A 26,315-nucleotide genomic window follows, 5' to 3' on the forward strand; every position below is an offset into this window, starting at 1 on the left:
TTAGAAGGTTACATTAATTCCAAAGTTTATAACTTTGCTTTGTGGATAATTATAACCTGAACCATTATTGTTTTCAGGATTTTCAGGATCAAAATCTTTCATATCAGGGCTATAGGTAAATAAGTTGAAACCGCTTACATACATCCTGAAATTTTGTACTGCAAATTTTTGTGTAAAAGAAACCGGTAATGTATAACCCAGTTCTAACGTTTTTAAACGTATGTAATCTGTTTTACGCAACCAATATGTGTTTCGCTGGCTTACCCAATATTCATTTGTACGATTGTAAGTGCGCGGGTTGGTAGTGCTTGGATTTTCTTCTGTCCATCTTCCGTCATAAAATCGTTGTAAGTAGTTACCAAAATCTCCCGACTCCGTTGTCTGGTAAAATACGCCTCCGGCTGCACCCTGAAATAGTAAACTTAAATCAAAACCTTTATAGGCTGCATTAAGATTAAGCCCTCCTGTAAATCGTGGCGCTCCTGTTTTTTCGCTTCTCGTACGGTCTTTTCCGTCAATAACTCCATCGCCATTAACATCTTCAAAAATAATGTCTCCGGGCCTGGCTCCAGACCAGTGCGCTGAATTGTCTATCTCCTGCTGGTTTTGGTATATACCTACGGCATTATAATACAGTGCAGATCCATAAGGGAAACCCGTGGTTTGCTGATAATCTGGCGCTCCGGGAGACTCATCCCAATACAATATTTTGTTTTTAGCATACGTTCCGTTTACACTAACACTATATGTAAAATCATTTACAGCACCGTTATAGCCCAGGTTAAACTCCATACCCCTGTTTACAAACCTGCCTATGTTTTCGGCTGGTAATGATAAGCCCGCAGTATTGGGTACAGAGGCATTTCGTGTCCATAAAATTTCGTTACGCTTGTTGTTAAAATACTCCGCGGTGAAAAATAATTTCCCTTCAAGAAATTGTAAATCTAAAGCAAGGTTGCGCTGAATTGCCTTTTCCCAGGTTACACCTGTATTAGGTACAACACCTTCGTAAAGCGTTTGATTGCGCACATTGCCCTGTCCGTTAATATGTGCTAAACCACCAAGGGTGTAAGAAGCTAAATATTGATATGGTGCTATAAGGTCATTACCGGTTTGCCCGGCAGATGCCCTTAACTTAGCAAAGTTGATGAATGGCACATTTTTTTTCCAGAAATTTTCTTCAGAAATTACGTATCCAAGAGATACACCGGGAAAGAAACCAAACCTGCTTCCTTGCTCAAAAATATAAGATCCCTGATACCTCCACACAAATTCTGCAAGGTATTTATCTTTATATGCGTAATTTACCCTTCCAAAATAATTAAGCCTTGCATTTTCAAAAGCAGAGCCGTTATTATTTATTTCTGCCTGCCCACCGGCAAACATCTGGTCTATAGCTGTTGATTGAAAGTATCTCCTGAAAGCGCTGAAATTATCCCCCTTACCTGTTATCCTTTCTACACCGGCAAGTACATTTACAGCATGGTCTGTTGCAAAAGTGTTCGTATAATCAATTACACCCCTTGTTAGAATGTTCTGATTATCTTCCATATACTCATTTAATCTGGCATCATCATATCCTTTTTTTCCTTCAACTAATAGCGGCTGGCCATTGGCGTCCAGAGTGCTGCCGTCCCACGAGTACAAATACCACGGGGTTCTCCATGTTTTATTAAACCTGAAGCTTTTATCAATAGATGCGTTAGCTTTTATAGTAAGCCCATTAATTCCCGGGATTTTAAAATCGATTCCGAAATCAGAGTTCAGTATATATCTTTTATCACGGTCATAACCGGTTGCATCACTGGCTATAACAACCGGATTGTTACCAAACTCTATATCGGGTCCGGGCTTTCCGTTAGGCCAATAAGCAGGCATGTTTGGTTTTCCGCGCATTAAAAAGGTAAAAATATCACCGGCAGATCGTGTACCATACTGCCTGTCTTCCATACGCCCGGATATGTTAGAATATACTTTTATGTAATCATTCAGGGTTATATCAAGATTAGAACGCAACGCGTATTCATCATATCTTGATGCGCTTTTTTTATAAAATCCATCCTGTTCTTTTTTTGATATACTTAAAAAATATCGGGTATTTTCGCTGCCTCCCTCTATAGAGACATTAGTATAAGTTTGTTCTGACCATGGTTTAAGCGTTTCTTTAAACCAATTTGTATTAGGGTGCGTCCATGGGTTTGATCCATCACTAAACATTTGAATGTCCTCATCTGTATACCTTGAAGGATTACCGGAATAAGCATCAATTTCATTTAGCATAGTGGCATACTGTGCAGCATTTGCCATTTTAGGTAACGATGTGGGGCGTGCATACCCCTGGTTATGAGATAATCGTACTGTAGGTTTACCACTTTTACCACGCTTGGTAGTTATCAAAATTACACCGTTTGCTGCCTGCGCTCCATAAATAGCCGCAGAAGCATCTTTAAGTACAGATATAGTCTCAATGGTACTGGGATCAATCCTGTCTAACGATCGTCCCGGTACACCATCTACAACAACTAGTGGAGAAGAATCGCCAAAAGTATTTACTCCGCGTATCCTAAGTGTTGCACCATCATACCCGGGCTCGCCACCCTGAGATGTTGCAAAGACACCAGGCAGGCGCCCCGCTATGCTCTGGCTTACATTTGTAGTTGGCGATTTAAGTATTTCAGATCCCTTTACCACACTTACCGCACCTGTTAAAGTTGCCTTTTTTTGTGTTCCGTAGCCCACTACAACAACCTCTTCGAGCTGGCTTATATCTTCTTCGAGCGATATATTGAATATTGTAGTGTCTTTTACAGAAATTTCCTGAGATTTAAAGCCCATGTAAGAAATTACCAATATAGCATCTGTAGGTGCTACTATTGAAAACTTACCATTTTCATCGGCATTTGCCGCTATCAGGGTTCCCTTAACAAGGATAGAAGCCCCAATTAATGGCATATTATCAGTCTTAGAAACAATTGTTCCTGTAATTGGCTCCTGAAAATAAGCTTTAGATTCGATAGTTGTTGCTGAATATACTTTTAAAGGAATATTGCTTAAAAGCACTATAAGTAAGAAGACGTTCTTACGATTTCCTCTAAAGATAAATTTGTAAAATTTATTCATGTAATTATGCGTTATGTTAAATTGTTTTCTCAACGGGATACTTAAAGTTTCTCCCTCACACTTCCGTAGGATGTACCACGTAATTTGGTTGCTTCTTGTGTCTATTCTTATAATTAATATTTTTTTGTTACTCTAATTTTGATACACTATCAGGCATTATATTTATTGTTATTGTAGCAGGTTTTAGTGAAAACATAGCCTGCGGTTTTAACTAAAATTCCGCAGGCATGTGTGTAAAAAAATATCAACCAAATTTTACTTTCTCCATAGGCACTTATATATATAATTAGTATTATTTGCGATTTCAATTCCTTAAAAGTGCCATGCTATAGTCCTTTTAAAAAGGCAACTTTTAATATTTTTTTAATTGGGCTACATGAATTAGCCCAACACTACAACGTTATAGATTGGTGCAAATTAATTGAAGATTTGAGGTTGTGGCAGGGGGTAAAATTTAAATAATAGGGGGATATTATTTACGAAACTTAAAATAACAGACGTATTTACTGGGATAAAGAGCATTTAAGTGTAAAACAGACACATTTAATTTGAGGTTGTGGTAAGTTTAGGATATTTGTTAAATAAAAAAGTCTGCCGGCATAGTTGCCGGCAGACTTCATTATAAACTATCATTTTTGATATTAAATATTCTGGTCTTTTATAATCTTTAAATCTTTATTAAAAGAGCTTCTGTACTTTTTTATATATACAGATGGCGTCATTCCAAAAAGTGCTACAAATTGCTGCCTGAAATATTTTTGGTCTTCGAGGCCCACACGGGTGCTTGCCTGGGCTATGGTAATATTAGATTCGGTAAGCATTAAGTAAGCGGCCCTTCTTAAACGTACTGCACGTATAAAGGCATTTAAAGACTGCCCTGAAATCATGTTTATTTTATCATAAAGCATACGATAACTTAAACCCATTAGTTTAGAAAACTCCTGAGCTGTAAAATCATTATTCTCTATGTTTTTTTCAATAATCTCGATACAATCCTGAAGGAATTTTTGATATTCAAGCGGAACTTTAAGCTTATTTTCCTGTAATGTTATATTGTTAAGAAAATATGCCCTTAAATCGTCTCTTCTTTTTATTAAGCGTGCGGCCTTAGCCAGTAAAATGTCACTATCAAACGGTTTGGTAATATAATCATCTGCTCCTTCAATAATACCTTCAACCTGAGTTTGGTTATTAGTAGTTCCTGTTAGCAAAATTATAGGGATGTGGCTTAGCTCCTTATCATTTTTAACTGCCTTGCAAAGTTCCAGCCCCGAAAGGCCATCCATTTGAATATCCGATATTATAAGGTCTGGCAATTGTTTGCGAGCAATTTCTAAGCCATCTTCACCATTCATGGCGCTATATAAAATATACCTGTTAGAGAAAAGTTGTTTAAGGTAATCTAATAGTTCTGTATCATCATCAATTAATAACACAGACTTTTTATCACTTAACAGCATTGATTCTGATTGTGGGTTGTCATTAACATCTTCAAGATCAATATCTGATTTATTTTCTAACTCATGAGGCATAAGTTCAATTAAAAGCTCAGACATTTTGTTAGGACCCGGGTGGGTAATAACTTCATTATCGACTTGTATAGATTTATTAAGTAATACAGTAAAGGTTGTACCCTTGTTTGCTATACTGCTAAATACAACATTACCCTTGTGTTGTTCCACAAAATACTTTACTACATACAGCCCCACGCCAAAGCCTGTACCCATTGTAGAAAAACGGTCTCTCCTAAATTTATCAAACACAAAAGGTTTTTCACTCTCGGTTATACCTACACCGGTATCTTTAACATTAATTAGTACCTTATCGTCTGATTCTTCCAGAGATAATGTGACTGCCCCATCCTTTGGCGTATATTTAATAGCATTTGAAACTAAATTAAATATTACGATTTCTATTTTTTCGTAGTCAGCATATATCTCTATATTATTTTCGGAGTTTGTGAAGTGATAGTTAAGCCTTTTTTCTTTTGCTAAATTTACAAAACATAAAAACACTTCGTTAAGCAGTATGTTTATGCTAAATTTAGATAGTTTAGGTTCGTAAGCATCACTTTCAGCTTTTTTAAATAACAAAAGCTGGTCTACCAGGCTTAGTAGCCTTTTAGCATTCCTGTAGGCTACATGCATCTCTGACGATAAACTGTCATCATTTTTGATTACAGCATTTTTAAGTAATATTTTTTTTAGAGGATTTACAATTAAAGACAAGGGAGTTCTAAATTCATGAGTAATATATGTAAACATAGCGCGTTGCCTTTCAGAAAGTTCTTTTTCTCGGTCGCGCTCCATATTTGCTTTGTTAATCTTTAATTTTATTTGGTGCCTGTTCTTACTGTATCTTATATAGCCTGTAATTATGCCTGCTCCAACAAATATATATATTAAATATGCCCACCATGTTCTATACCAAGGTGGTAAAATTTTAATTTCTATTAAATCGTATGCTTTATCCCAGCCTCCTCTAAGGTTAGTGCCTTTTACACTAAAAATGTAATCGCCTTCCGGAAGTTTAGTATAATTTGCTGTTTTTGATTTGCCGGAATAATACCAGCTTTTATCTCTGCCTTTAATTTGATAAGCATAACTAATTTTATCTCCATCGTTATAATCTAATGTTAAAAACTCAAGTGAAAATGTATTATACTCATAAGGTAGTGTTACCTGTTTTGTTTTGAATTTATTTGATGACACAGCAATTTCATCAAAATTTTCGACAGGCTTATTATTAATTTTAAAGCCCGATAGTACTATAGGTTTATTTTTATGCGCATCTTTAATATCGTTAGGATAAAATATATTAAATCCGCTTAACCCACCAAAAACAAACTCGCCACTAGACAGCTTTAACGACGCATTGTAACTAAACTGGCTGCTTTGAAGTCCGTCACGTATAGAAAAATTCCTGAAATGTTCACGTTTTGAATTAAACTGCGATAGCCCGTTAAATGTACTCATCCATAACGTACCCTGATCATCTTCTAAAATTCTGAGTATGGTGTTGCTTGGCAAACCATCCTTAAGAGTAAAACGCTTGTATTTTCCATTTTCAGGATTAAATTTTAATAATCCGCCCTCTTGTATTCCAATCCATAATTGCTTGTCTCTATCTTCATAGATACAACGAATAATGTATCCAATATTATAAATCTTATGCTTGTTTAACTTTACATCAATTTCAATAAGTTCAGTATAATTTCCGCCCCACAATTTGCCATTGGATGCAGATGTTATGCTTTGTAAATTTGCGATTGCTTTATTATAAACTTCAAACTTTTGAAGTTGTTGATTAAACAAGTATAGATAACCTGTGTTAGTAGCACATGCCCATATATTTAAAAACTTATCTTGATATACGCACCAAACGTTTTCTTCGTTACGCCCGGTATCCTCGTTATAACACGAAAAGCGCTCTGCATTTTTATGGCCAGCCTTAATTCTGCCAACACCTCCGCCCCATGTAGAAAACCAAATATTGTTATTGCTGTCTTTAATTAAACTGGTTATGCAATTGCTAAAAATCTTTTTAAAATCGGTTTGCTCAGTGTTATATAAGGTATAAGAATTATTTTTTCGGTTCCAAACCCGTAATCCTCCACCATCTGTACCTATCCAAAGGTTCTTATCATTGTCTTCACAAAACGAGAATATAAAGTCTTGTTCGGGTTTTTCCTTATCATTATCGTAACGAATAGTTTTAAAATCCTGAGTAATATTACCTTCCATCATTATCCCTCCCCGCAGTGTGGCATACCATTTGTTTCCTGACGAATCTTCAAATATATCCCATACTACATTACTCATCATATTTTTTGGATTTCCACCAGGATAATATGGATAAACAGCGTTGTTTTTCAATTCATAAATTCCATGTTTACCGCCGTCTGTTGCTAAAAGTATACGTTCATTCTTATCTTTCATTATGTTAGATATGGTAACTTTACTTTTAAAATAATTCTGCGATAATTTTTTGATTTTAGTATCAAATAAAAAAAGTCCATTATCAGTACCTAACAACAATTGTCCGTCTTTAAAACTTTGCAGGCACTTTACTTCCATACTGCATTTATATACTAATTGCAGTTTATTTGTTGCAATGTTCAATTTACAAATGCCATAATCCCTTACATATATGTACCTGTTGCCATTAGTAATTTCAGAAATAGCACTAACATTGTAAGACTCTTTTTTGCTATTGCCAAGCGGTATTATAGAACCTGTAAATGACCCGTTTTTAAAGAGAATTAAACCGTGCATTTGTGTAGCAACCAGTACAGACTTACCTGAAGATTCTATTTGATGAGTAACATTATTAAGAAGCTGTAACCCGCCTCTGTTCAAAAAATGAACTGATTTAAATTTTAGCTTGTTTTTGTTAAAAACACTAACACCTTTAGGACCTCCGGCCCAAATGTAACCATTACTGTCACTGGCAACACAATAGACTGTACTACTGGCTAATGAGTTGTGAGGTTGCAGAGAATTATTGTAAACAGTAAAAGAATAGCCATCATACATATTTAATCCGTCAAACGTACCAAACCACATAAATCCATCTTTGTCTTCACATATATTGGTAACAAGGTTGTTTGACAGCCCATTAAAAATGTTCAAAACCTGAACGGGCTGATTTTGAGAAAATGCAGAAAAATATATAAATAGTGAAAATAAACTTAAACCAAATTTTCTATTGAAAAAAAACATCATACAAAATATTTGTATTTATAATTATAAATAACACAAATTTATAACTAAAAAACTACAAACCTGTTATTTTCAGATTACATATAAAAATCTGCATGCAGCTGTAGTTTAAACTTATTTCTTGTTGAATTTTATTGTAATAATCCTGTCGGTCGCAAACTGAGGGCTTATGTTCAGGGCATAGGCATAGCACTATATTACTGTATTTTAATAAGTAGCCCCGGAAAAAAAATCCCCGGGGCACTATTTGCTATTTTACATCTTCTATTGCTGCGCCATAGTTAATGTGCAGCACATTGCCATTAGCAAGTACCAGAGCCGGCACCGATTTAACCCCGACAGCTTTAGCATCAGAAATCTTTGAGGTGTCATTTCCAAGATGAATAACTTCTACATTTTCTGAAGGGATTAAGGTAAGGATATCCTCTTCTGCACTAACACATACAGGACAGCCTGCATGATAAAAAATTGCTTTCGCCATGATTATTTAATTTAATTGTTTTTACGTTTTAAAAATAATTCCAAACTGTACGCATATACCGGTACAGAATTTAAAATAGTAACTAGTCCAGCCCTGCGGGATGAAATACCCTGCCCAGGATAGCTTCTAACTCAGTCAATTCAACAAGTGCCAGTGGCTGCAGAGGGCTTCTAAGGCCTCCGCCTTCCCTCCCAAGTATATTCAGGCCGGCCTTGATTGCCCTTGGCAGTCCTTTAGCTACAATGAACTGCAGCAACTCAACCTGCTGGTAGAACAGTTTTCGTGCGTTATCCATATTATTATCCTGAACGGCATCATACAGGGCAAGGTTAAGGCCGGGAATCAGGTTAGGTGCAGCTGTACACCATCCGGTGGCGCCCGCTGCAAGGGCAGCAAGAGCCAAAGGGTTGGAGCCATTGTAAAAAGCCACATCCTCTCCTATTTCCCTACGCAGGGTATGCATACGCTGTATGTCTCCCGTGCTCTCCTTGATCATTGTTACATTCGGAATTTCCAAGAGCCGCTTTAGTAATGCGGGAGACATATCAATACCGCCCGTGGCAGGGTTATTATAAGCCATAATTGGTATTCCTACAGTAGAGGCCACACGGTCATAATGTTTTACAATTTCATCATCGGTAAGCTTCCAATAGCTCATTGGCAGTATCATTATCGCATCTGCGCCTGCTTTTTCTGCAAAACGGGCGTGGTAAATGGTTTTCTCTGTGGTAAGATTAGAAACCCCTATAAGAGTGGGAATACGCCCGGCAACCTGCCCTATAGCCGCTTCGGTTACCGCCTCTTTTTCCGCGTCTGATAAATAGGGTAAGACTCCGGTACTGCCTAAGGGTGCAATGCCGTGGCTTCCTGACGTAACCAGTGCCTCTACCTGTTCTTTAAACAACTTAATATTTACTTTCTCATTTTCATCGAAAGGCGTAATGGGATAAGCGATGACGCCTTTTAAGGGTACTTTTTTCATGATTATAATTATTATTAGGCTTTAGGCTCGTTTGCCTGTTAATTAAGAATCCCTTCCCTCTTCCTCCCGCAGTGCAACGCCAAGGTTTTGAAGTTGTGGCGCGTTTTCACAGGCAAGGTATTTTGCATTTTCACTGTCACTAAGGTTTTGGTGCCTGTGCCATGCCCATGACGGGATGTATACAGCATCACCTGCTTGCCATTCTATTCGCTCATCTTCAATTTCCGTCCAGCCCTTTCCTTCAATCACATACAGTACTGTCTCATAAGTGTGTCGGTGTCGATTAGTCATTTGCCCAGGTAATAAACCACCAATGGTCATACTGACGTTTTTGCTTGGGAGGTCTACGAAAAATACAGGATGTTTCCTTTCGGTAGAGAATTGATTGTGTACACCTGCATTTTCCACATTTTTATGTATCATATGTGTGGGTTTTACATATGTGGGCCTTGCAAAAGTTTGGTGAAAGTCCTTTGAACTGAATTGTTTTTGTTCATCCTTTTGCGCTATCGCTTTTTTTGTATCTACTGTACCGGTTTCTGCCATAATTTCAAAAAATTAAATTTTGTGTTTTATTACAGTACAAAAGTATTGTAACTTTGGACTACACAAAAGATACAGTTTTTATAAAAACAGATAGTCCAGATGTTAAGAGCTTGGAAATTAGAATTTGAGATAGATGCAAAGTCCGGTAAGGCTATATACCTGCAAATAGCCGATGCTGTGATTAGAGACATACAAACAGGCCGATTAAAACCTGGAGAGGCATTGCCTGGGAGTCGAAATCTGGCGCAATTACTTAAAGTTAACCGTAATACGGTTATTGAGGCCCTAAATGTACTTTTGCTTGAAGGATGGCTAGTTTCGAGAGAACGGTCGGGCACTTTTGTATCTGATGAGCTCCCAAAGGCCGGTGCTAAAGATAACAGGCCGCAGGACACATACAAAAGTGCTGAACATACAAAAGTATATCGTATAAAGTTTGATGACGGGCATCCCGACACCGGAATTGCACCTATTACAGAACTGGCAAGGGCATACCGACAGATATTTAATCAAAAAGGAAAATGGCGAATGATGGGTTATAGCAGCGAACTGGGTAACCGCGATTTTAGGGAGGCAGTCGCCCAAATGCTTAGCCACCAAAGGGCAATGCAGGTAAACTATAAAAACATATGCATAACACGGGGTAGCCAAATGGCAATGTATCTTACCGCCCAAACCCTTATAGACGAAGGAGACTGCGTAATTGTTGAAAATCCGGGATATCAGCCTGCATGGGAAGCTTTGCAGCATGCCGGCGCAAAATTACTGCCTGCCGCCGTAGACAAAGAGGGTATAGTACTGACAGACATACTTACCTATCTCAACTCAAATGTAATAAAAGCAGTATACGTAACGCCTCACAGGCAATATCCTACAACAGTATCACTAAGCCTGAGAAGAAGGCTGGAGCTGGTTGCACTGTCAAATAAATATGGCTTTACAATAATTGAGGATGACTATGATAATGAATTTCATTTTGGATACCGCCCTATTTTGCCATTAGCCAGCTTTGCTGAACTGGATAATTATGTGTATATAGGTACCATGAGCAAAGTTGTGGCTCCCGCCTTGCGTATTGGCTTTCTTGTAAGCAGTAATCCTGCATTTATTGAAAGAGTTGCAGGACTACGCAGAATTATAGATGTGCAGGGAGATAACATAATGGAACAGGCAGTTTTACAGCTGATTAAAGACGGTACGATAAAAAAACATATAAAGAAAGCCACGGCACACTACAGGGTCAAAAGAGACAATGTTGCCATTTTGCTTAACAAACATCTTGGGCAGTACGTAGATTACACTATACCAGACGGTGGCCTGGCATTCTGGGTTGTACCTAAAACCGCCGTAAACTGGGAAGAACTCACAGAAAACCTGAAAGGACATGGCATAAAAATAATTTCGCCAACAATTTATGGCTTTAATCAGCAAGCCTTTGGGTTGCGGTTGGGTTATGGGTCACTCCCGGAATCTGAACTTGAAGAAGCTTTAATGAAAATGGCTAAATATTTTGAGAAAACATAAGATAAAAACCCTGACCACATCAAAGCCAGGGTTTTAAAAAATATACTTTTTAATTATTTTTGTGCAGGGCTGCTGCGTTGTTCTGGAACTGTATCATTCTACTTTAAAATACTCTCCTGACTACAAATAGCTAAGTTTTAGCAGTTCCGCTTTCAATTACAATAATTTTCTGATAAGTAAGGTTCAGAAAGTCCATTCTTTGCCTGCTTAACTATGATACCTGCTACAGTAAGCATATTTAAAATTTCTATTAGTTTAAGCGATACCGTAAGGCTATTATAAAGAGCAAAAGCCTGTTTTTTTAATTCGGCTATGATTTCTGTTACGTGCGATTCCGGCAGGCCTTCCAGATAAAATTTCTGAAGCGTTTCCTGTAATTTCTTCTTCAGTATACTAATTTGGTTCTCATGTAACTTGCCGGGAATTATACCGTACTTGTTTATATATCCATTAGTACACAGGCAAGTACCATCTATACTGTTACAAACGGCTTGTGCTGCCTGGTGCGCATATACAACAGCTTCTAACAAAGAGTTAGATGCCAGCCTGTTTTTGCCATGAAGCCCGGTACGGGCACATTCGCCAATGGCATATAAACCGTTTACTGAGCTTTGTGCGTTTTTATTTACCACAATACCACCACACTGGTAATGGGCTACCGGTGTAATAGGTAACAAATCTGTAAAAGGATCAAGCTTAATACTCTTACAATAAGCAAGTATAGCAGGAAAATGTACCGCAAAAGTTTCTTTATCTAAATGGCGGCAATCCAGGAAAACACAATTTTTCCCGCTTTTGCGAAACTCCTCTCCAATTGCTCCTGATACAATGTCGCGTGTGGCAAGCTCACCCCTTGAGTCTGTTTGAAAAAGAAAACGTTTACCCTCATGGTTTACTATATGCGCCCCATATCCGCGCAAGGCCTCTGTAAGTAAAAAGCTTGGGTTTTTACCTGGTTCATACAACGCTGTAGGATGAAACTGTATGTATTGCATATCGGCTATTTCTGCACCTGCCCTGTAAGCAATAGCTATACCATCGGCAGTAGCAATAGCAGGGTTAGTAGTGTGTTTAAATAATTGTCCGCATCCGCCGGTACTCAGCACAAGTGTTCTAAAACGTGTATAATGTATCCTGTTATCAGGAGTAAAGTAAAAAGCGCCTACACAGGTTTTGTTTTCTACCACAAGATCTATAACCGTATGTTTTTCGAGTATCGTAATGTTACTTAATGACATGACCGTTGCGAGTAGCGCTCGCTCTACCTCTTCTCCCGTAGTGTCGCCATGATGCAATATTCTCTTGTGCGAATGTCCGCCTTCAAGGGCAAGGTCATATCCTTTATTAACGGTGTCAAAATGTACGCCCAGGCCTATAAGTTCATAAAGCCTTTCAGGAGCCTGTTCTACTACCATCCTTACCACTTCTTTATCACTGCAACCTCCACCGGCTCTAATAGTATCATCTATGTGCTGTTCAAAACTGTCTTCAAGGGTGTTTAATACAGCAGCTATACCTCCCTGGGCAAACTGTGTGTTAGAAACTTCAGCAAAATCTTTTGTCATTATGGTTATAGATAGATCTTTGCGTTTCATAGCCGTTTTAATGGCAAAAAATAATCCGGCTATGCCTGTGCCTACTACTAATATATCTGTTTTTAACATGATTATTTTATTTTAAGAAAGTTCGAGCATACGCTGTATTGGTTTTAAGGCCTCAAGCCTTAATGGCTCGTTAATAGTTATTTCCGGATAACCATTTTTAATACACCGGTACAGCTTTTCCAGCGTATTTAGTTTCATAAAGGCACACTCGCTACATGCGCAGGCATTGTCTTCATAAGACGGTGCGGGTATGAGTGTTTTGCCCTTCGCGGCTTCGGCTAACTGGTACAATATTCCTGCCTCTGTAGCTACAATAAACGTTTCGGCATTACTTTTCACTATATAATCTAACATTCCTGATGTAGATCCTATATAGTGTGCCACTTGCAATATCTGCGCTTCAGATTCAGGATGCGCTACAATTTTAGCACCGGGATATTCCTTGTAAAGAGCAATAAGCTTATCAAATGAAAAGGCTTCGTGAACTACACAGGAACCATCCCATAGTATAAGATTGCGTCCTGTAGTTTTTTTTAGGTAATTGCCCAGGTTCCTGTCTGGCGCAAATAAAATAGGCTCATCTCCAGGAAAAGATTCAATGATCTTTTTTGCGTTAGATGAAGTACAAACCACATCGCTAAGTGTCTTGATACTGGCAGAACAGTTTATATAAGTAACAACTTTATGTCCTGGATACTGATCTTTCCATTTTTTAAAATCGCTGGCATTGCAACCATCAGCAAGCGAACATCCGGCGTTCATATCCGGCAATACAACCTTTTTTTCTGGATTAAGAATTTTAGCCGTTTCTGCCATAAAGTGTACTCCGGCAAAAACAATCATCTCGGCATCGGTTGTAGCGGCTTTTTTAGACAGTTCCAGGCTATCGCCTACAAAATCTGCAATATCCTGTATGTCTTTCTCCTGATAATAATGTGCAAGTATTACAGCTTTCTTTTCTTTTTTGAGCTGTAAAATCTCATCTATAAGGGCTTGTTTATTCATGTCTTGTAAGTAAGCCTTTTCATTGTGGTTTACTTTCGTAAACTTAGTACCTGTTTACTTACTTTTTCATGATATAAATCATATCATTACTCATATTTTACACTTTCAAAATACTGTATAACAAATATTTGACTTTAAAAAAACTACTCATCATATTTTTTATATCATATGATAATAGTCATGCTTTCCGCAAATTATCAGACATAATTTTACTCTGTAATCAGGAGAATTTTAAGCTATTCAGCTCTCTGATAAATATCATTTTTTACAGAAAAACGCCGGTATAATTTTACCGATGTAAACAGGATCAGAACACCGGTTACAATACAAAATTCGCACACAATTATTTAATAAATACCAATTAGTTATGACACCCAAAACAATGAAAACAACTTTTCCTTACAAGCTGGGGAGTGAGTTGCATATTAAAAAGCGCTTGCCTGCAATACTACAGAAAACTAAAAATTAACCTTTTATAAAAACACCATGAAAATTAATTCAATCACTCAATGCATTAGCTTACTGTTACTATTATTTGTTGTAACAACAGCCAGTGCCCAGGAAACACTTACTATAGAACCTAAACCAACACTAAAAATATCAGGCACGTCGTCTCTTCATGACTGGGAGATGATATCTAACACCGCTACCGGAAAGCTGGTTGCTGTAATGGATGGAGCCAAAATAGAAAAGATTAACTCCCTGATTATTGAAATGCCTGCCGAATCTATTAAAAGCGGAAAAAGCGGTATGGATAAAAATGCTTACAAAGCACTTAATACAAGCCAATACAAAACGGTAAAGTTTGAACTAAAACTGGCTACCAAAACAACAACCGGATGGACGCTTAAAGGAAACTTTACTATAGCCGGAGTTACAAAAGAGGCAAACATTGCTGTAAAAGAAACAGCTACAGCAGGTAAAAATACCCTGAGCGGCGATTATAGCTTTAAGCTTACCGATTATAAAATTACACCGCCTACAGCACTTTTGGGTACCGTTAAAACAGGAGACGCTGTAAAAATTTCTTTTGTAATAAACTTCAAATAAACACTTTGGCAATTTAAAATATAAGCCTTATGAGAACTAAATTCTTCTTATTCATTTTCGTAATGATAGCAACGCTGGGTTATGCACAGGAGCAAGCCTATAAAATGAACAATTTTTATATACAAAATAAAGATGCCAGGAACAGCTTTGAGCCTAAAAAGGATACAGCTACAACTTTTGATAAAGTACGTGTAAACGTAGGTGGTGCATTTGCACTGCAATTTCAGGCCGTTACACACGAAAATACTGCTACACCCGTTATGGTAAATGATGTTAATACAAACCAATTGTATGACATAGGAAATAACTTTAATCTTGCAACAGCAAACCTCGATCTTAATGTAGCCTTATACGATGGTGTTAACCTGCACTTAAGAACTTTCCTTTCATCACGCCACCACAACGAAACCTATGTAAAAGGTGGGTACTTGCAAATTGATAAACTGGACTTTATTAAGAAAGACTTTTTAAAGGATGTAATGAAGTATGCATCAATAAAAATAGGCCATAACGAAATAAACTACGGAGATGCACATTTTAGAAGAAGCGACAACGCCAGTACATTAATGAACCCGTTTGTGGGCAACTGGCTTATGGATGCTTATGCAACAATGGTTTTTGCAGAAGTATACTACCAGAGAGATGGCTGGCTGGCTATGGCAGGTGTTACAAACGGCCGACTTAACCAAACTGCTAACGGAGGTACAAGCCCATCTATATATGGTAAAGTAGGTTTTGACAAACAAATTACAGATAGCTTTAGATTTCGCCTTACAGGATCTGCTTACAATGCTGCAGAAACAAAAAGGACAGATTTTTATGATGGCGACAGGGCCGGGTCCAGATATTACTTTGTAATGGAAAACACAGCAGCCACATCTTCTGCAAATTTCAGGTCGGGTCAGGTTGTTCCGGGCTTTACTAACAAGCTTACTTCATTTATGGTTAACCCGTTTATTAAATATCAGGGACTTGAACTTTTTGGGGTGTATGAAAATGCAAGCGGAAGAAGCCTGGCAGAAACAGACAGGAGAACATATCAGCAGTATGCCGCTGAGCTGCTATACCGTTTTGGTAAAGATGAAAACCTTTATTTGGGTGGCCGTTATAATGGTGTTTCTGGCAAAACAGCTGCCGGAGAAGATATTGATGTTACACGTTTTAATATTGGCGGTGGCTGGTTTATGACAAAAAACATACTTGTAAAAGTAGAATATGTAAACCAAAAATATGACGGTTTTGCACCAACAAACATTCTTAACGGCGGTAAATTTAATGGCTTTGTTGCAGAGGCTGCAATAGCTTTCTAAAATCAATTCATCATGTGGAAGTATATCTGTATCATGCTAATGGGGTTGGTAACGTTTCCTGAAAACCCGGCAGAAAGCATTATTGTAGTAAGGCAGGCCTTTACCATTGAAGGCGATACTTCTGTAGGCGATTTTTCCTGTACATATGAGCTGGATCAAAGAGATACTGTAAAAATAAACGGGCTGCTTGCAGAAAATACCACGGTACAATACATCATACCTTCATCTGCTTTTGAATGTCATAATTTTTTACTGAATCGCGACTTTAAAAAAACAATAAAGGCTAAAGAATATAAAGATATAAGAGTTGGTATATCAGGTTTCAGAAAAAGCGGCAACCACTATGTGTGTAATCTAAGGCTGCGGCTTGCAGGTAAAGAAAAACTTTATGAAGATACAGTATTAAAAACTACAAGAGATGATTTAAACGGATCGTTAACCGTAAAATTTCCTGAGTTTGACCTTACTCCTCCCAAAAAACTTGGAGGGCTGGTAAAAGTAAAAGAGGATATTAAAATATCAATAGCACTTACTGTATTACAGTAAAGTAAATAGTATAGGTTAGTCATTTTATGTAAGAGGTTGCTTAAACAAATAAGCAGCCTCTTTGCTTTAGTAGAATTAGTCATTTTTGAATATCTTTCCGGTGCAATTTAAATTTAATGACAATTTACATATTACCAACTCTCCTGGAAACCATTTTCTAAAGCTTTAGCATATTCATCGCCATTAAATACATATAAGTCAGGCGATTTATGAGCACCTCCTTTACGTTTTTCATCAAGCTTTTTTAGTATGTTATATCGCTTCATTTTACGATAAAAGTTTCCTCTGTTAAGTTCTTTATCTAAAATAACTTCATACAGTTTTTGCAATTCCGGCAGGGTAAACTTTTCAGGCAACAGGTTATAGCCTATGGGCTTGTAATTAAGGTCGCGCCTTAGCTGCAAGAGTGCTTCATTATATATTTCGCCGTGATCCATAGTAAATCCGGGCAATGCCTGTATATCGTGCCATGCACAGGCATCAGAAAACATATCAATTTTTGGATCAAGTGTAGTAAAGTCTATCAGGGCATAGTAGCCAATAGATATAAAGCGGTCTGCCTGCCACAGCCCTTTAGGATAATTGTCGAAAAAACCTTCTGACCTCCCCGTTTTACCAAAAGTTTTAAACTGGTTCAGGTAAACATCGGTAGCGCCTGTGCGCCTAAATAGTATATTTTTGGCAGCTTCTATTATATCTTCGTTCTTATCAACATAGCCACCGGGTAGTGCCCAGGTATTTTCACCTTCAAAACGGGTGAGCAGCACCTTAAGACAATCGTTATGAAAGCCAAATACCACACAATCAATAGAAATATGCGCCAGGTATTTTTCTTTATAGATTGCAGAGCTTGTTTGAAGTTTATCGCTAAAACTGCCTGACATAATCTTTTTTTCCAAAAATACAGCTATGATTTTTTTTCTGCAAATTTTAGTATTTTTTTAATGTTTTATTATGAAGCATTAATTTTAATCTTAAGCCCAGAAAATACTGCTACTTCCTAATAAATGAATGGTTTAAAATAATAGGCCTCTATGTTAATTTACCCCTACAACGTTGTAAAATTTTTATGCTTCATTTGGAAACATTAAAAAAATGTTATAATATTGCTTCATGTAGAAGCATAAAAACACTAGCTTCTCGAAAACGATGTAAGAAGTGTATATTAAACATATAACTATAAACAACAACATAACTAAACAACAAAAGAAAAGCTATAATACAGCCTGCGCAATTGTATTGATGGTACGCTCTTAAATACTCACAACAATATTTATAATTCAAAAGGTTAGGAAACCCAAACTCCTGACCCGGAATTCTTATACCCAAACCTAAATAATTAATACAAATGAAAAACAACTACTTTAAACTCCTTGCAGGTGGCTTTTTTTTAATGGCAGCCGCCGGCGTAAGCGCACAGGAGGAAAAGAAACTTACCGTTCAGGATTCGGTTGCCCTGAGCCAAAAAATCAAATCAGATAACGGCGGCGACCGTAATGTGATGCTAAACGCATCGAGCAATTCAGGCCCCAGAGATGTAAACATCGGGTTACCGGCCTCTGTAGGTGGTATAACCATTTTAGAGAACGACCTGCCGGTAGTGTACTTTTTTTGGCCGGAACTCCCTAACAAAACCTGGAGGCAAAGCGTAAGCCTTAAAAATACAGGGCTTTTAAAAATGGAAGACCTGGCAAGCAATATGGGCGATCTTGGCTTTGCGGTAAACTCTTATACACAAAACGGTACTAAAGATTTCCACGCAAAAGGTAACCTTCAGGGCAGCCACTTTGGATGGCTACAGGGCGATGTAAACGTATCTGGGCCAATAACTAAAAATGGCTGGACGTATTCAATAGGAGCATTCTTAAACTTCGACCCATCTACTTACGATGTTGGCTTTAACAAATATGAAGACCAGACCAAAATTTACAGGGCGGGTGTAACCAAGTATTTTAAAGACGATAAAGGAGAGTTTAATGTATTTTATAAATATGCCGATTCTTATGTAAACACTAACTATGCAGTTTTTCAGTACGGACCAAACGGCAAGACATCTGAAATTCCCGGTTTTGAGATAGGCAACAGCTCTTACTATGTAAGGGATGGCAAAATGAGGTTTAAAGATGCTGTTACAGGCGACTATTACTGGGGAGAATTTGATGGAAAAGATAACAGGAACCGCAGCCATACAGTCGATGTTTTTGGTAACTACAAACTAAACAACGGTTGGAACTTTAAATATACCACACGTTTGCACCTTGCAAAATCATCATTACTATACAGCATTCCTCTAAGTATTTTCCAGGCATCGGCTACAGATGGTTATACCATAGCAGGTACCGGCCAGGCTTATGAGGGTAATGTGGGTACACAGCTTGCCATGAACAGCCCGAGCATTCCTACTACTTCTATAATGGGGCGTTTCTCTTTAAACAAGCAAATAAAGAACCACGACCTTAGCATAGGTGTTTTAGAGCAATACTATAATGTAGATAAATACCACTCTAACCGTTCGCTATTTTTCCAGACGGTAGAAGACCAGCCACAGCGCCTTATAGGCCCGGGTACAGATGAGTATGGTTTTTACGGTTATAACTCCAGCGCAGAATATTTTGATGGTTCAGAGAACAAGCTTTCTGTTTACGGTACAGACAACTGGAAGGTATCTGAAAGGTTTAACCTTAAAGCAGGACTTATGCTAAGAAGCCAGCTGCTAAACGGAAGCTATAGCCAGACCGCACGTACCGAAGGATTTACCATGCAGGATGCTGTGCTTACTAACATTAAAGACAGCTATTTTCACGTAGCGGGTAATCTTAACCTTAACTATAACATTACTAAAAACTTTGGTGCCTTGGCAAACTTCCTGTATACCGAAGAAAACGGGCGTTTAGAGAGTTTCTCGACAGCTATAGCGCCAAGTGTGGTTAAGAGCAGAAGCCCGCTTGCTGGTTTAGGGATATTCTGGAATACAAAGTACTTCAGCCTTGTATCTCAGGGTACATATCTTAAGAAGAATAATTACCTGACGCGTTTTAATCTTGTAAACCCCGAAGATGATACCGAAACACAACAGGCTACGGTTTTCTATGACATACAAACCCTGGGCTGGACTACCGATATGATGGTTACTCCATTTAAAGGCTTTAATCTTCATTACCTGATTACACTACAAGATCCGGTATATAAAAACTTTACGTTTTCAGCCTTTGGTAACAACTACGATTATAACAACAAAACCGTACTGGAAATTTCTAATGTACTAATGGAAATAGACCCAAGCTACTCTGTTGAAAAATGGAAGTTCTGGGCAAGTTTCAGGTATTTCAGCAAGCAGTACGCTAACATTACAAACGCACTGTACTTTGCGCCAAGGTGGGAAAACTTTGGAGGTATAAACTACCAGTACAATAAAAACTTAGGCTTTGGTGCCACAGTGGTAAACTTCCTGAACCAAACCGGTGCAAAAGGAACCATAAACGGTGCTGAGCTTATTAGCGATGCAAGCCCATATTACGGGCAGTTGCTTACAGGGTCTTACATAAGGCCATTTACAGTACAGTTGTCAGTAAACTTTAATTTCTAAGATTATAAAAAGCAGGCTGTGCTGTGTGCAGCCTGCTTAAAATGTTTAAATTATGAAATACAAACATATATTTTCTGCACTGCTACTGGGCTGCTCACTAGCTGCCACAGCGCAAAATACTACAGATGCAGGTATAAAGCCACGCATGCGCGTAATACTGGACAATGACTATGCCGGCGACCCCGATGGCTTGTTCCAACTCGTACATCATGTACTGTCGCCATCGGTAGAAATAAGGGGCATAATAGGTTCGCATCTTCGCCCCGGAGATGGTTTTGACAACTCAAACGAAACGGCTACCCACGCTGTAGATAATGTTAGAGAGGTACTGAGCCTTTTAAAACTACAACAAAAGTTTACCGTATATCAGGGCAGTAATGCACCGCTAAAGGATAATAAAACCGCTATAGCATCTGACGGGGCTAAAGCTATTGTACAGGAAGCCATGCGTACCGATGTAAACACTCCTCTGTATATAGTATGCGGCGGCGGACTTACCGAAATAGCAAGCGCCTATCTCATTGAACCCAAGATTGCCGATAAAATTATACTGGTTTGGATTGGTGGTACAGAATATACAGATATCGCCACTCCCCCACCGGGCTATACCTCTATGGAGTACAACACGGGTATAGATGTAGCTGCGGTAAAGGTAATTTTTAACCAAAGTAACATTACACTTTGGCAGGTGCCCCGCAATGCCTACCGCGAAACATTGATGTCGTATTCTGAATTACTTACCAAAGTAAAGCCACACGGAAAAATAGGCGCATACTTAACCAGGAAAATAGACCACGTTAGAGAAATGACCAACAAGTATAAAATCTACACGGGCGAAACTTACATTATGGGCGATTCACCATTAGTGCTGCTTACTGCTTTGCAGTCATCTTTTGAAGCAGACCCTTCTTCGAGCTTTTATTCTGTTAAGCAGGCTCCTAAAGTAAACGATGCAGGTTTGTATGAGGTACATAATAACGGCAGGAACATACGTGTATACCACCATCTTGATAACCGATTGATGTTTGAAGATTTCTATGCGAAGCTTCAAATCTTAAACAAAAAGTAATAGCATGAAAAAATCAGTAATTACAGGCCTGTATCTGGCTTTTGCCCTGCAAATAGCTACCGCACAGCAAACCGATGTAAAAACCGTAAAGTCTAAATCAGGCACCATGTTGGGTTACAGCGCTACAAGCGGTATAAAAATACTTACCATAAAAGGTGAAAAATTTAAAGACCTCAACAAAAACGGTAAGCTCGATAAGTATGAAGACTGGCGCCTGCCGGCAGAGGAACGTGCAAAAGACCTGGCGTCGCAAATGACGGTAGCGCAAATTGCAGGGCTTATGCTTTACAGCCAGCACCAAAAGCTGCCAAGCAATTCTGAAGGTTTCGGGGCAGGAACATACAATGGCAAGCCATTTTCTGAAAGCGGTATGCAGGCGTACGAACTAAGCGACCAACAAAAGCAATTTCTTAAAGATGATAACCTGCGCCATGTACTGCTAACGGCTTTAGAGTCGCCGGAGGTGGCCGCAAAATGGAACAATAATGCACAGGCATTTGTAGAAGGTCTGGGCATGGGCATACCTGCAAACAATAGTTCAGACCCAAGAAATACAGCTACAGTAACCTCTGAGTTTAATGCGGGCGCAGGCGGTACTATTTCGCTTTGGCCGGATGGGCTGGCACTGGGTGCTACTTTTGATCCTGAACTAGTAAAACAATTTGGGCGTATAGCTGCGCAGGAGTACCGTGCACTGGGTATAGCTACGGCACTATCGCCACAGGTAGATTTGGGTACAGAGCCACGATGGTACCGTATAGGGTATGTATTTAGCGAATCGCCTCAGTTAGTTACTGATATGGGCAAAGCATATATAGAGGGTTTCCAGACATCTGATAAGGCTACAGAAATTAAAAATGGCTGGGGTTACAGCAGCGTTAATGCCATGGTAAAGCACTGGCCGGGCGGAGGACCCGAAGAAGGTGGCCGCGATGGGCACTGGGCTATGGGCAAGTATGCCGTGTATCCGGGTAATAATTTTGCCAGCCATACCAAGCCTTTCCTCGAAGGCGCATTTAAGCTTGATGGCGGCACTAAGTCGGCTTCGGCGGTAATGCCCTACTATACAATTAGTTTTGACCGAGATTCTAAATACAAAGAAAATGTAGGTAACGGTTTCAGTAAATATATGATTACTGAACTGCTTCGTGATACCTATGGTTACGACGGTGTTGTATGTACCGACTGGCTTATTACGGCTGACGAAGGTAAGACCCCGGGAACATTTGCCGGTAAGCCCTGGGGTACAGAAGCACTTAACATAGCAGAGCGCCACTACAAAGTGCTTATGGCGGGTGTAGACCAGTTTGGGGGCAATAACGACAAAGGCCCTGTTCTAGAAGCGTACCAAATGGGTGTTAAGGAGCATGGCGAAAAGTACATGCGTCAGCGTTTTGAGCGCAGTGCTGTGCGCCTTCTAAAAAACATATTCCGCACAGGATTATTTGAAAATCCATACCTGGATGTAGAAAAAACCAAAGCAACAGTAGGTAAACCCGAGTTTATGAAAGCCGGTTACGATGCCCAGGTAAAATCAGTTGTGCTGTTAAAAAACAAACAACAGGCACTTCCTGTTAAGGAAAAGAAAACAGTGTACATCCCTAAAATATACACTCCGGTTAAGACGGACTGGTGGGGCATTGCCACCCCGGCGACGTTTGATTATCCTGTAGATATTAACCTGGTTAAAAAATACTACAACGTAACCGAAGACGCTACAAAAGCAGATTTTGCTATTGTGTTTGTAAAGAACCCGCAAAGCAAAGAAGGTGGCTATAGCGAAGCAGAGCGTGCACAGGGTGGTAATGGCTATGTACCAATTTCTCTTCAGTATGGTACTTATACCGCTAATACAGCCCGCGAGCACAGCATAGCAGCAGGCGACCCCGTGGTAGACCCTACGATTAAAAACCGTAGCTACAAAGGTAAAACTACTACATCGTCTAACATTATGGATTTGAGAACCATTGAAGACACCAAGATGCTTATGGGCGATAAGCCGGTTATTGTATCGGTTACTGCCGATAAGCCTATGATATTCGCGGAGTTTGAAAAACAGGTAGATGGTATTGTACTAAACTTTGGCGTATCTACCCAGGCGGTACTCGATATTATTTCGGGCAAGGCAGCACCATCAGGCTTATTGCCGCTGCAAATGCCAGCCAATATGGAAACGGTTGAAGCACAAAAAGAAGACGTTCCGTTTGACATGGAACCACATACAGACAGTGAAGGTAACAAATATGATTTTGGCTTTGGCCTTAACTGGAAGGGAGTAATAAAAGACAGCAGGACTGCTAAGTATAATAATAGTAAATAATTTAAAAATGAAAAAAAACATATTATCAGTAAAAACACTGGCCGTTGTTGTGTTGTTTTCGATACAATATGCCAATGCCCAAAAGAAAGCACCGCAATTAGGAAAAGCATCATTGGATGAGGTGATAAATGCGATGACTCCCGAGGAAAAAGCAACCCTTTTAGTAGGCCCGGGTATGCCTGGTTATGCAGGACTTGTGCCTCTTGAGGGCGAACCTGATGTACGCGTTTTAGGCCAGGCAGGCGGCACAAGAGCCATACCGCGCCTGGGAATACCTGAAACTGTAGTTGCCGATGGCCCAGCCGGGCTTCGTATTCAGCCAAAGCGTAAAAACAATCCAAATACCTTTTATGCTACGGCGTTCCCTGTAGGTACATTGCTGGCCTCTACCTGGAATCCTGAACTTATAGAAGCTGTAGGTAAAGCAATGGGCGAAGAAGTAAAAGAATATGGTGTAGACGTGCTGCTTGCTCCTGCACTGAACATTCATCGTAACCCGTTAAATGGCCGTAACTTTGAATATTATTCTGAAGACCCGCTTGTAGCCGGTAAGATAGCTTCGGCCTATATCAAAGGCATACAGGCAAACGGTGTAGGTACTTCTATTAAGCATTTTTCCGCTAACAACCAGGAAACAAACCGACTTACCATTAACGCACATATTAGCGAGCGTGCCATGCGCGAAATTTACCTGCGCGGTTTTGAAATTGCTATTAAAGAGTCATCTCCCTGGACAGTAATGTCGTCTTATAACAAGGTAGACGGCATTTATACTTCTGCCAGTAAAGACCTGCTTACAACAGTGCTTAGAGACGAGTGGGGCTATAAAGGTTATGTAATGACTGACTGGTTTGGAGGTTACCCGGGCTTTGAAAACATTTTGAAAGACGGTGTGGTTAGCGATGTAACAGCTCAGGTAAATGCGGGTAACGACCTGCTTATGCCCGGTATGGAGCCTCAGTATAATGCACTTGTAGCTGCCATTAAAAACGGTAAGGCAGATAAAACAGCTGTTAATGCCAGCCTGAAGCGCATTTTAAGTTATGTATTGCAATCGCCTACATTCAAAAAATACAAATACAGTAACAAGCCCGACCTGAAAGCGCATGCCCAGGTAACACGTACAGCGGGCGCTGAGGGTATGGTGTTGCTTAAAAATGAGTCGAACGTGCTTCCGTACACAAATACTACAGGAACATTAGCGGTGTTTGGAGATACATCATACAATTTTATTGCAGGCGGTACCGGTAGTGGCGATGTAAATGAAGCTTACTCTGTTTCGCTTATAGAAGGCCTTACAAACGCCGGCTATAAAATAGACAACGACCTTAAAACAGCTTATACACCATTTGTTGAAGCTGTTGTAGCTAAAGAAATGAAGCGCCGAGAAGAAAACGGCGGGCTACTGGCTGTGCCGCAACGCCTGCCCGAAATGCCATTGGATAAAAATATGGTCGCGCAAAAAGCAAAATCAGATGCAGCTGCTGTTATAACAATTGGCAGGGCATCTGGAGAGAATGAAGACCGCCATATAGACAACGATTTTTACCTTGGCCAGGATGAAATAAAAATGATAAATACTGTTGCCGATGCTTTTCATGCCGAGGGCAAAAAGGTAATTGTAATATTGAATATTGGTGGGGTTATTGAAACGTACAGCTGGAAAGACAAGGTAGATGCCATACTACTTGCATGGCAGGCTGGCCAGGAAGGCGGTAACGCTGTTGCCGATGTTCTTAACGGTAAAGTGAATCCTTCGGGCAAACTTACCATGACATTCCCTGTTTCGTATAATGATCATGCTTCTGCATCTAACTGGCTGGGCGCACCTGCAAACAACCCTACCGATGTATATTACAGAGAAGGCATTTATGTGGGTTACCGTTACTTCAATACTTTTGACGTAAAACCATCGTATGATTTTGGTTACGGCAGTTCTTACACTACGTTTGAATACAGCAACCTTAACCTAAGCAACACTTCATTCACTAATGAAATTAAAGTTACGGTTACCGTTAAAAATACAGGTAAAACAGCAGGTAAAGAAGTAGCACAGCTATACCTTGCCGCACCGGCTAAACTTACCGACAAGCCTACTGAAGAACTTAAGGGCTTTGCCAAAACCAAAACACTAAAACCGGGAGAATCTGAAACACTTAGCTTTACGCTTAAAGCAAAAGACCTTGCTTCTTTTATAGACGCGCAAAGTGCATGGGTAGCTGAAAAAGGTACTTATACTGTAAAATTAGGTGCATCGTCTAAAGATATAAAACTGAAAAAGGAGTTTACGGTAAGCAGCGATATTACTGCAGAAAAAGTACACGATACCTTTAAAACTGAAGACAGTTTTAAAGACCTTGAAAATAAATAATTTCGGGGCTATTATGCCCTTGAAACTATGTTGATTTTTTTATAATATTCCTGTTGGAGATAAATTTGTTGTGATACTGA

General features: G+C 39.2%; 16 protein-coding genes. 8 read left to right on the forward strand and 8 right to left on the reverse strand.

The window, feature by feature from the left end; translation table 11 throughout:
* The 5 genes from DYH63_RS10075 to DYH63_RS10095 form a co-directional block, all read right to left on the reverse strand.
* A complete protein-coding gene (locus DYH63_RS10075; RefSeq protein ID WP_116788679.1) occupies positions 1-3,120 on the reverse strand; it encodes a SusC/RagA family TonB-linked outer membrane protein in 3,120 nt (1,039 codons plus the stop codon).
* Between the two features lie 641 nt (positions 3,121-3,761).
* Positions 3,762-7,751, reverse strand: coding sequence for a two-component regulator propeller domain-containing protein (locus tag DYH63_RS10080; RefSeq protein ID WP_240409095.1), 3,990 nt, complete (start codon positions 7,749-7,751; stop codon positions 3,762-3,764).
* A 340-nt stretch (positions 7,752-8,091) separates the two neighbouring features.
* Entirely contained in the window at positions 8,092-8,322 is a 231-nt protein-coding gene (locus tag DYH63_RS10085; protein ID WP_116788681.1) for a thioredoxin domain-containing protein, read from the reverse strand.
* A gap of 82 nt (positions 8,323-8,404) precedes the next feature.
* Positions 8,405-9,304, reverse strand: coding sequence for a dihydrodipicolinate synthase family protein (locus tag DYH63_RS10090; RefSeq protein ID WP_116788682.1), 900 nt, complete (start codon positions 9,302-9,304; stop codon positions 8,405-8,407).
* Positions 9,305-9,346: 42 nt separating this feature from the next.
* On the reverse strand, positions 9,347-9,850 hold the full coding sequence (locus DYH63_RS10095) for a cupin domain-containing protein (RefSeq protein ID WP_116788683.1): 504 nt from the start codon (positions 9,848-9,850) through the stop codon (positions 9,347-9,349).
* A gap of 99 nt (positions 9,851-9,949) precedes the next feature.
* On the opposite strand from DYH63_RS10095, the gene pdxR reads away from it, so the two are divergent.
* Entirely contained in the window at positions 9,950-11,374 is a 1,425-nt protein-coding gene (gene pdxR / locus DYH63_RS10100; RefSeq protein WP_116788684.1) for a MocR-like pyridoxine biosynthesis transcription factor PdxR, read from the forward strand.
* 152 nt (positions 11,375-11,526) lie between these two features.
* On the opposite strand, the gene nadB is transcribed toward pdxR, so the two are convergent.
* A complete protein-coding gene (nadB, locus tag DYH63_RS10105) occupies positions 11,527-13,038 on the reverse strand; it encodes an L-aspartate oxidase (RefSeq protein ID WP_116788685.1) in 1,512 nt (503 codons plus the stop codon).
* A 12-nt stretch (positions 13,039-13,050) separates the two neighbouring features.
* Positions 13,051-13,983, reverse strand: a complete 933-nt coding sequence (gene nadA / locus DYH63_RS10110) for a quinolinate synthase NadA (RefSeq protein WP_116788686.1) — start codon at positions 13,981-13,983, stop codon at positions 13,051-13,053.
* A 486-nt stretch (positions 13,984-14,469) separates the two neighbouring features.
* Between nadA and DYH63_RS10115 the strand changes: the two genes are divergently transcribed.
* Genes DYH63_RS10115 through DYH63_RS10125 form a run of 3 tightly spaced genes read left to right on the forward strand, consistent with a single transcriptional unit; the run spans position 14,470 to position 16,889 of the window.
* The gene (locus tag DYH63_RS10115) at positions 14,470-15,033 is read left to right on the forward strand and encodes a YceI family protein (RefSeq protein ID WP_116788687.1); all 564 of its coding nucleotides are present in this window, start codon (positions 14,470-14,472) and stop codon (positions 15,031-15,033) included.
* Between the two features lie 29 nt (positions 15,034-15,062).
* The gene (locus DYH63_RS10120; protein WP_116788688.1) at positions 15,063-16,343 is read left to right on the forward strand and encodes a hypothetical protein; all 1,281 of its coding nucleotides are present in this window, start codon (positions 15,063-15,065) and stop codon (positions 16,341-16,343) included.
* Positions 16,344-16,355: 12 nt separating this feature from the next.
* Positions 16,356-16,889 (forward strand): hypothetical protein, encoded by a 534-nt coding sequence (locus tag DYH63_RS10125; protein ID WP_162926985.1) that lies wholly within the window; start codon positions 16,356-16,358, stop codon positions 16,887-16,889.
* A gap of 131 nt (positions 16,890-17,020) precedes the next feature.
* Here the strand turns inward: DYH63_RS10125 and DYH63_RS10130 are convergent, their stop codons facing one another.
* The gene (locus tag DYH63_RS10130) at positions 17,021-17,788 is read right to left on the reverse strand and encodes an NUDIX hydrolase (RefSeq protein ID WP_240409096.1); all 768 of its coding nucleotides are present in this window, start codon (positions 17,786-17,788) and stop codon (positions 17,021-17,023) included.
* 449 nt (positions 17,789-18,237) lie between these two features.
* Between DYH63_RS10130 and DYH63_RS10135 the strand changes: the two genes are divergently transcribed.
* Genes DYH63_RS10135 through DYH63_RS10150 form a run of 4 tightly spaced genes read left to right on the forward strand, consistent with a single transcriptional unit; the run spans position 18,238 to position 26,235 of the window.
* Positions 18,238-20,475, forward strand: coding sequence for a TonB-dependent receptor (locus tag DYH63_RS10135; RefSeq protein WP_116788690.1), 2,238 nt, complete (start codon positions 18,238-18,240; stop codon positions 20,473-20,475).
* Positions 20,476-20,527: 52 nt separating this feature from the next.
* Complete coding sequence (locus DYH63_RS10140; RefSeq protein WP_116788691.1) at positions 20,528-21,544, forward strand: nucleoside hydrolase; 1,017 nt, start codon at positions 20,528-20,530, stop codon at positions 21,542-21,544.
* A gap of 4 nt (positions 21,545-21,548) precedes the next feature.
* Positions 21,549-23,864 (forward strand): glycoside hydrolase family 3 protein, encoded by a 2,316-nt coding sequence (locus DYH63_RS10145; protein WP_116788692.1) that lies wholly within the window; start codon positions 21,549-21,551, stop codon positions 23,862-23,864.
* A 7-nt stretch (positions 23,865-23,871) separates the two neighbouring features.
* The gene (locus DYH63_RS10150) at positions 23,872-26,235 is read left to right on the forward strand and encodes a beta-glucosidase family protein (RefSeq protein WP_116788693.1); all 2,364 of its coding nucleotides are present in this window, start codon (positions 23,872-23,874) and stop codon (positions 26,233-26,235) included.
* Positions 26,236-26,315: the final 80 nt, after the last annotated feature.

Origin of the sequence: Flavobacterium psychrotrophum, assembly GCF_003403075.1 — a bacterium.
In the GTDB taxonomy this organism is placed as follows: Bacteria; Bacteroidota; Bacteroidia; order Flavobacteriales; family Flavobacteriaceae; genus Flavobacterium; species Flavobacterium psychrotrophum.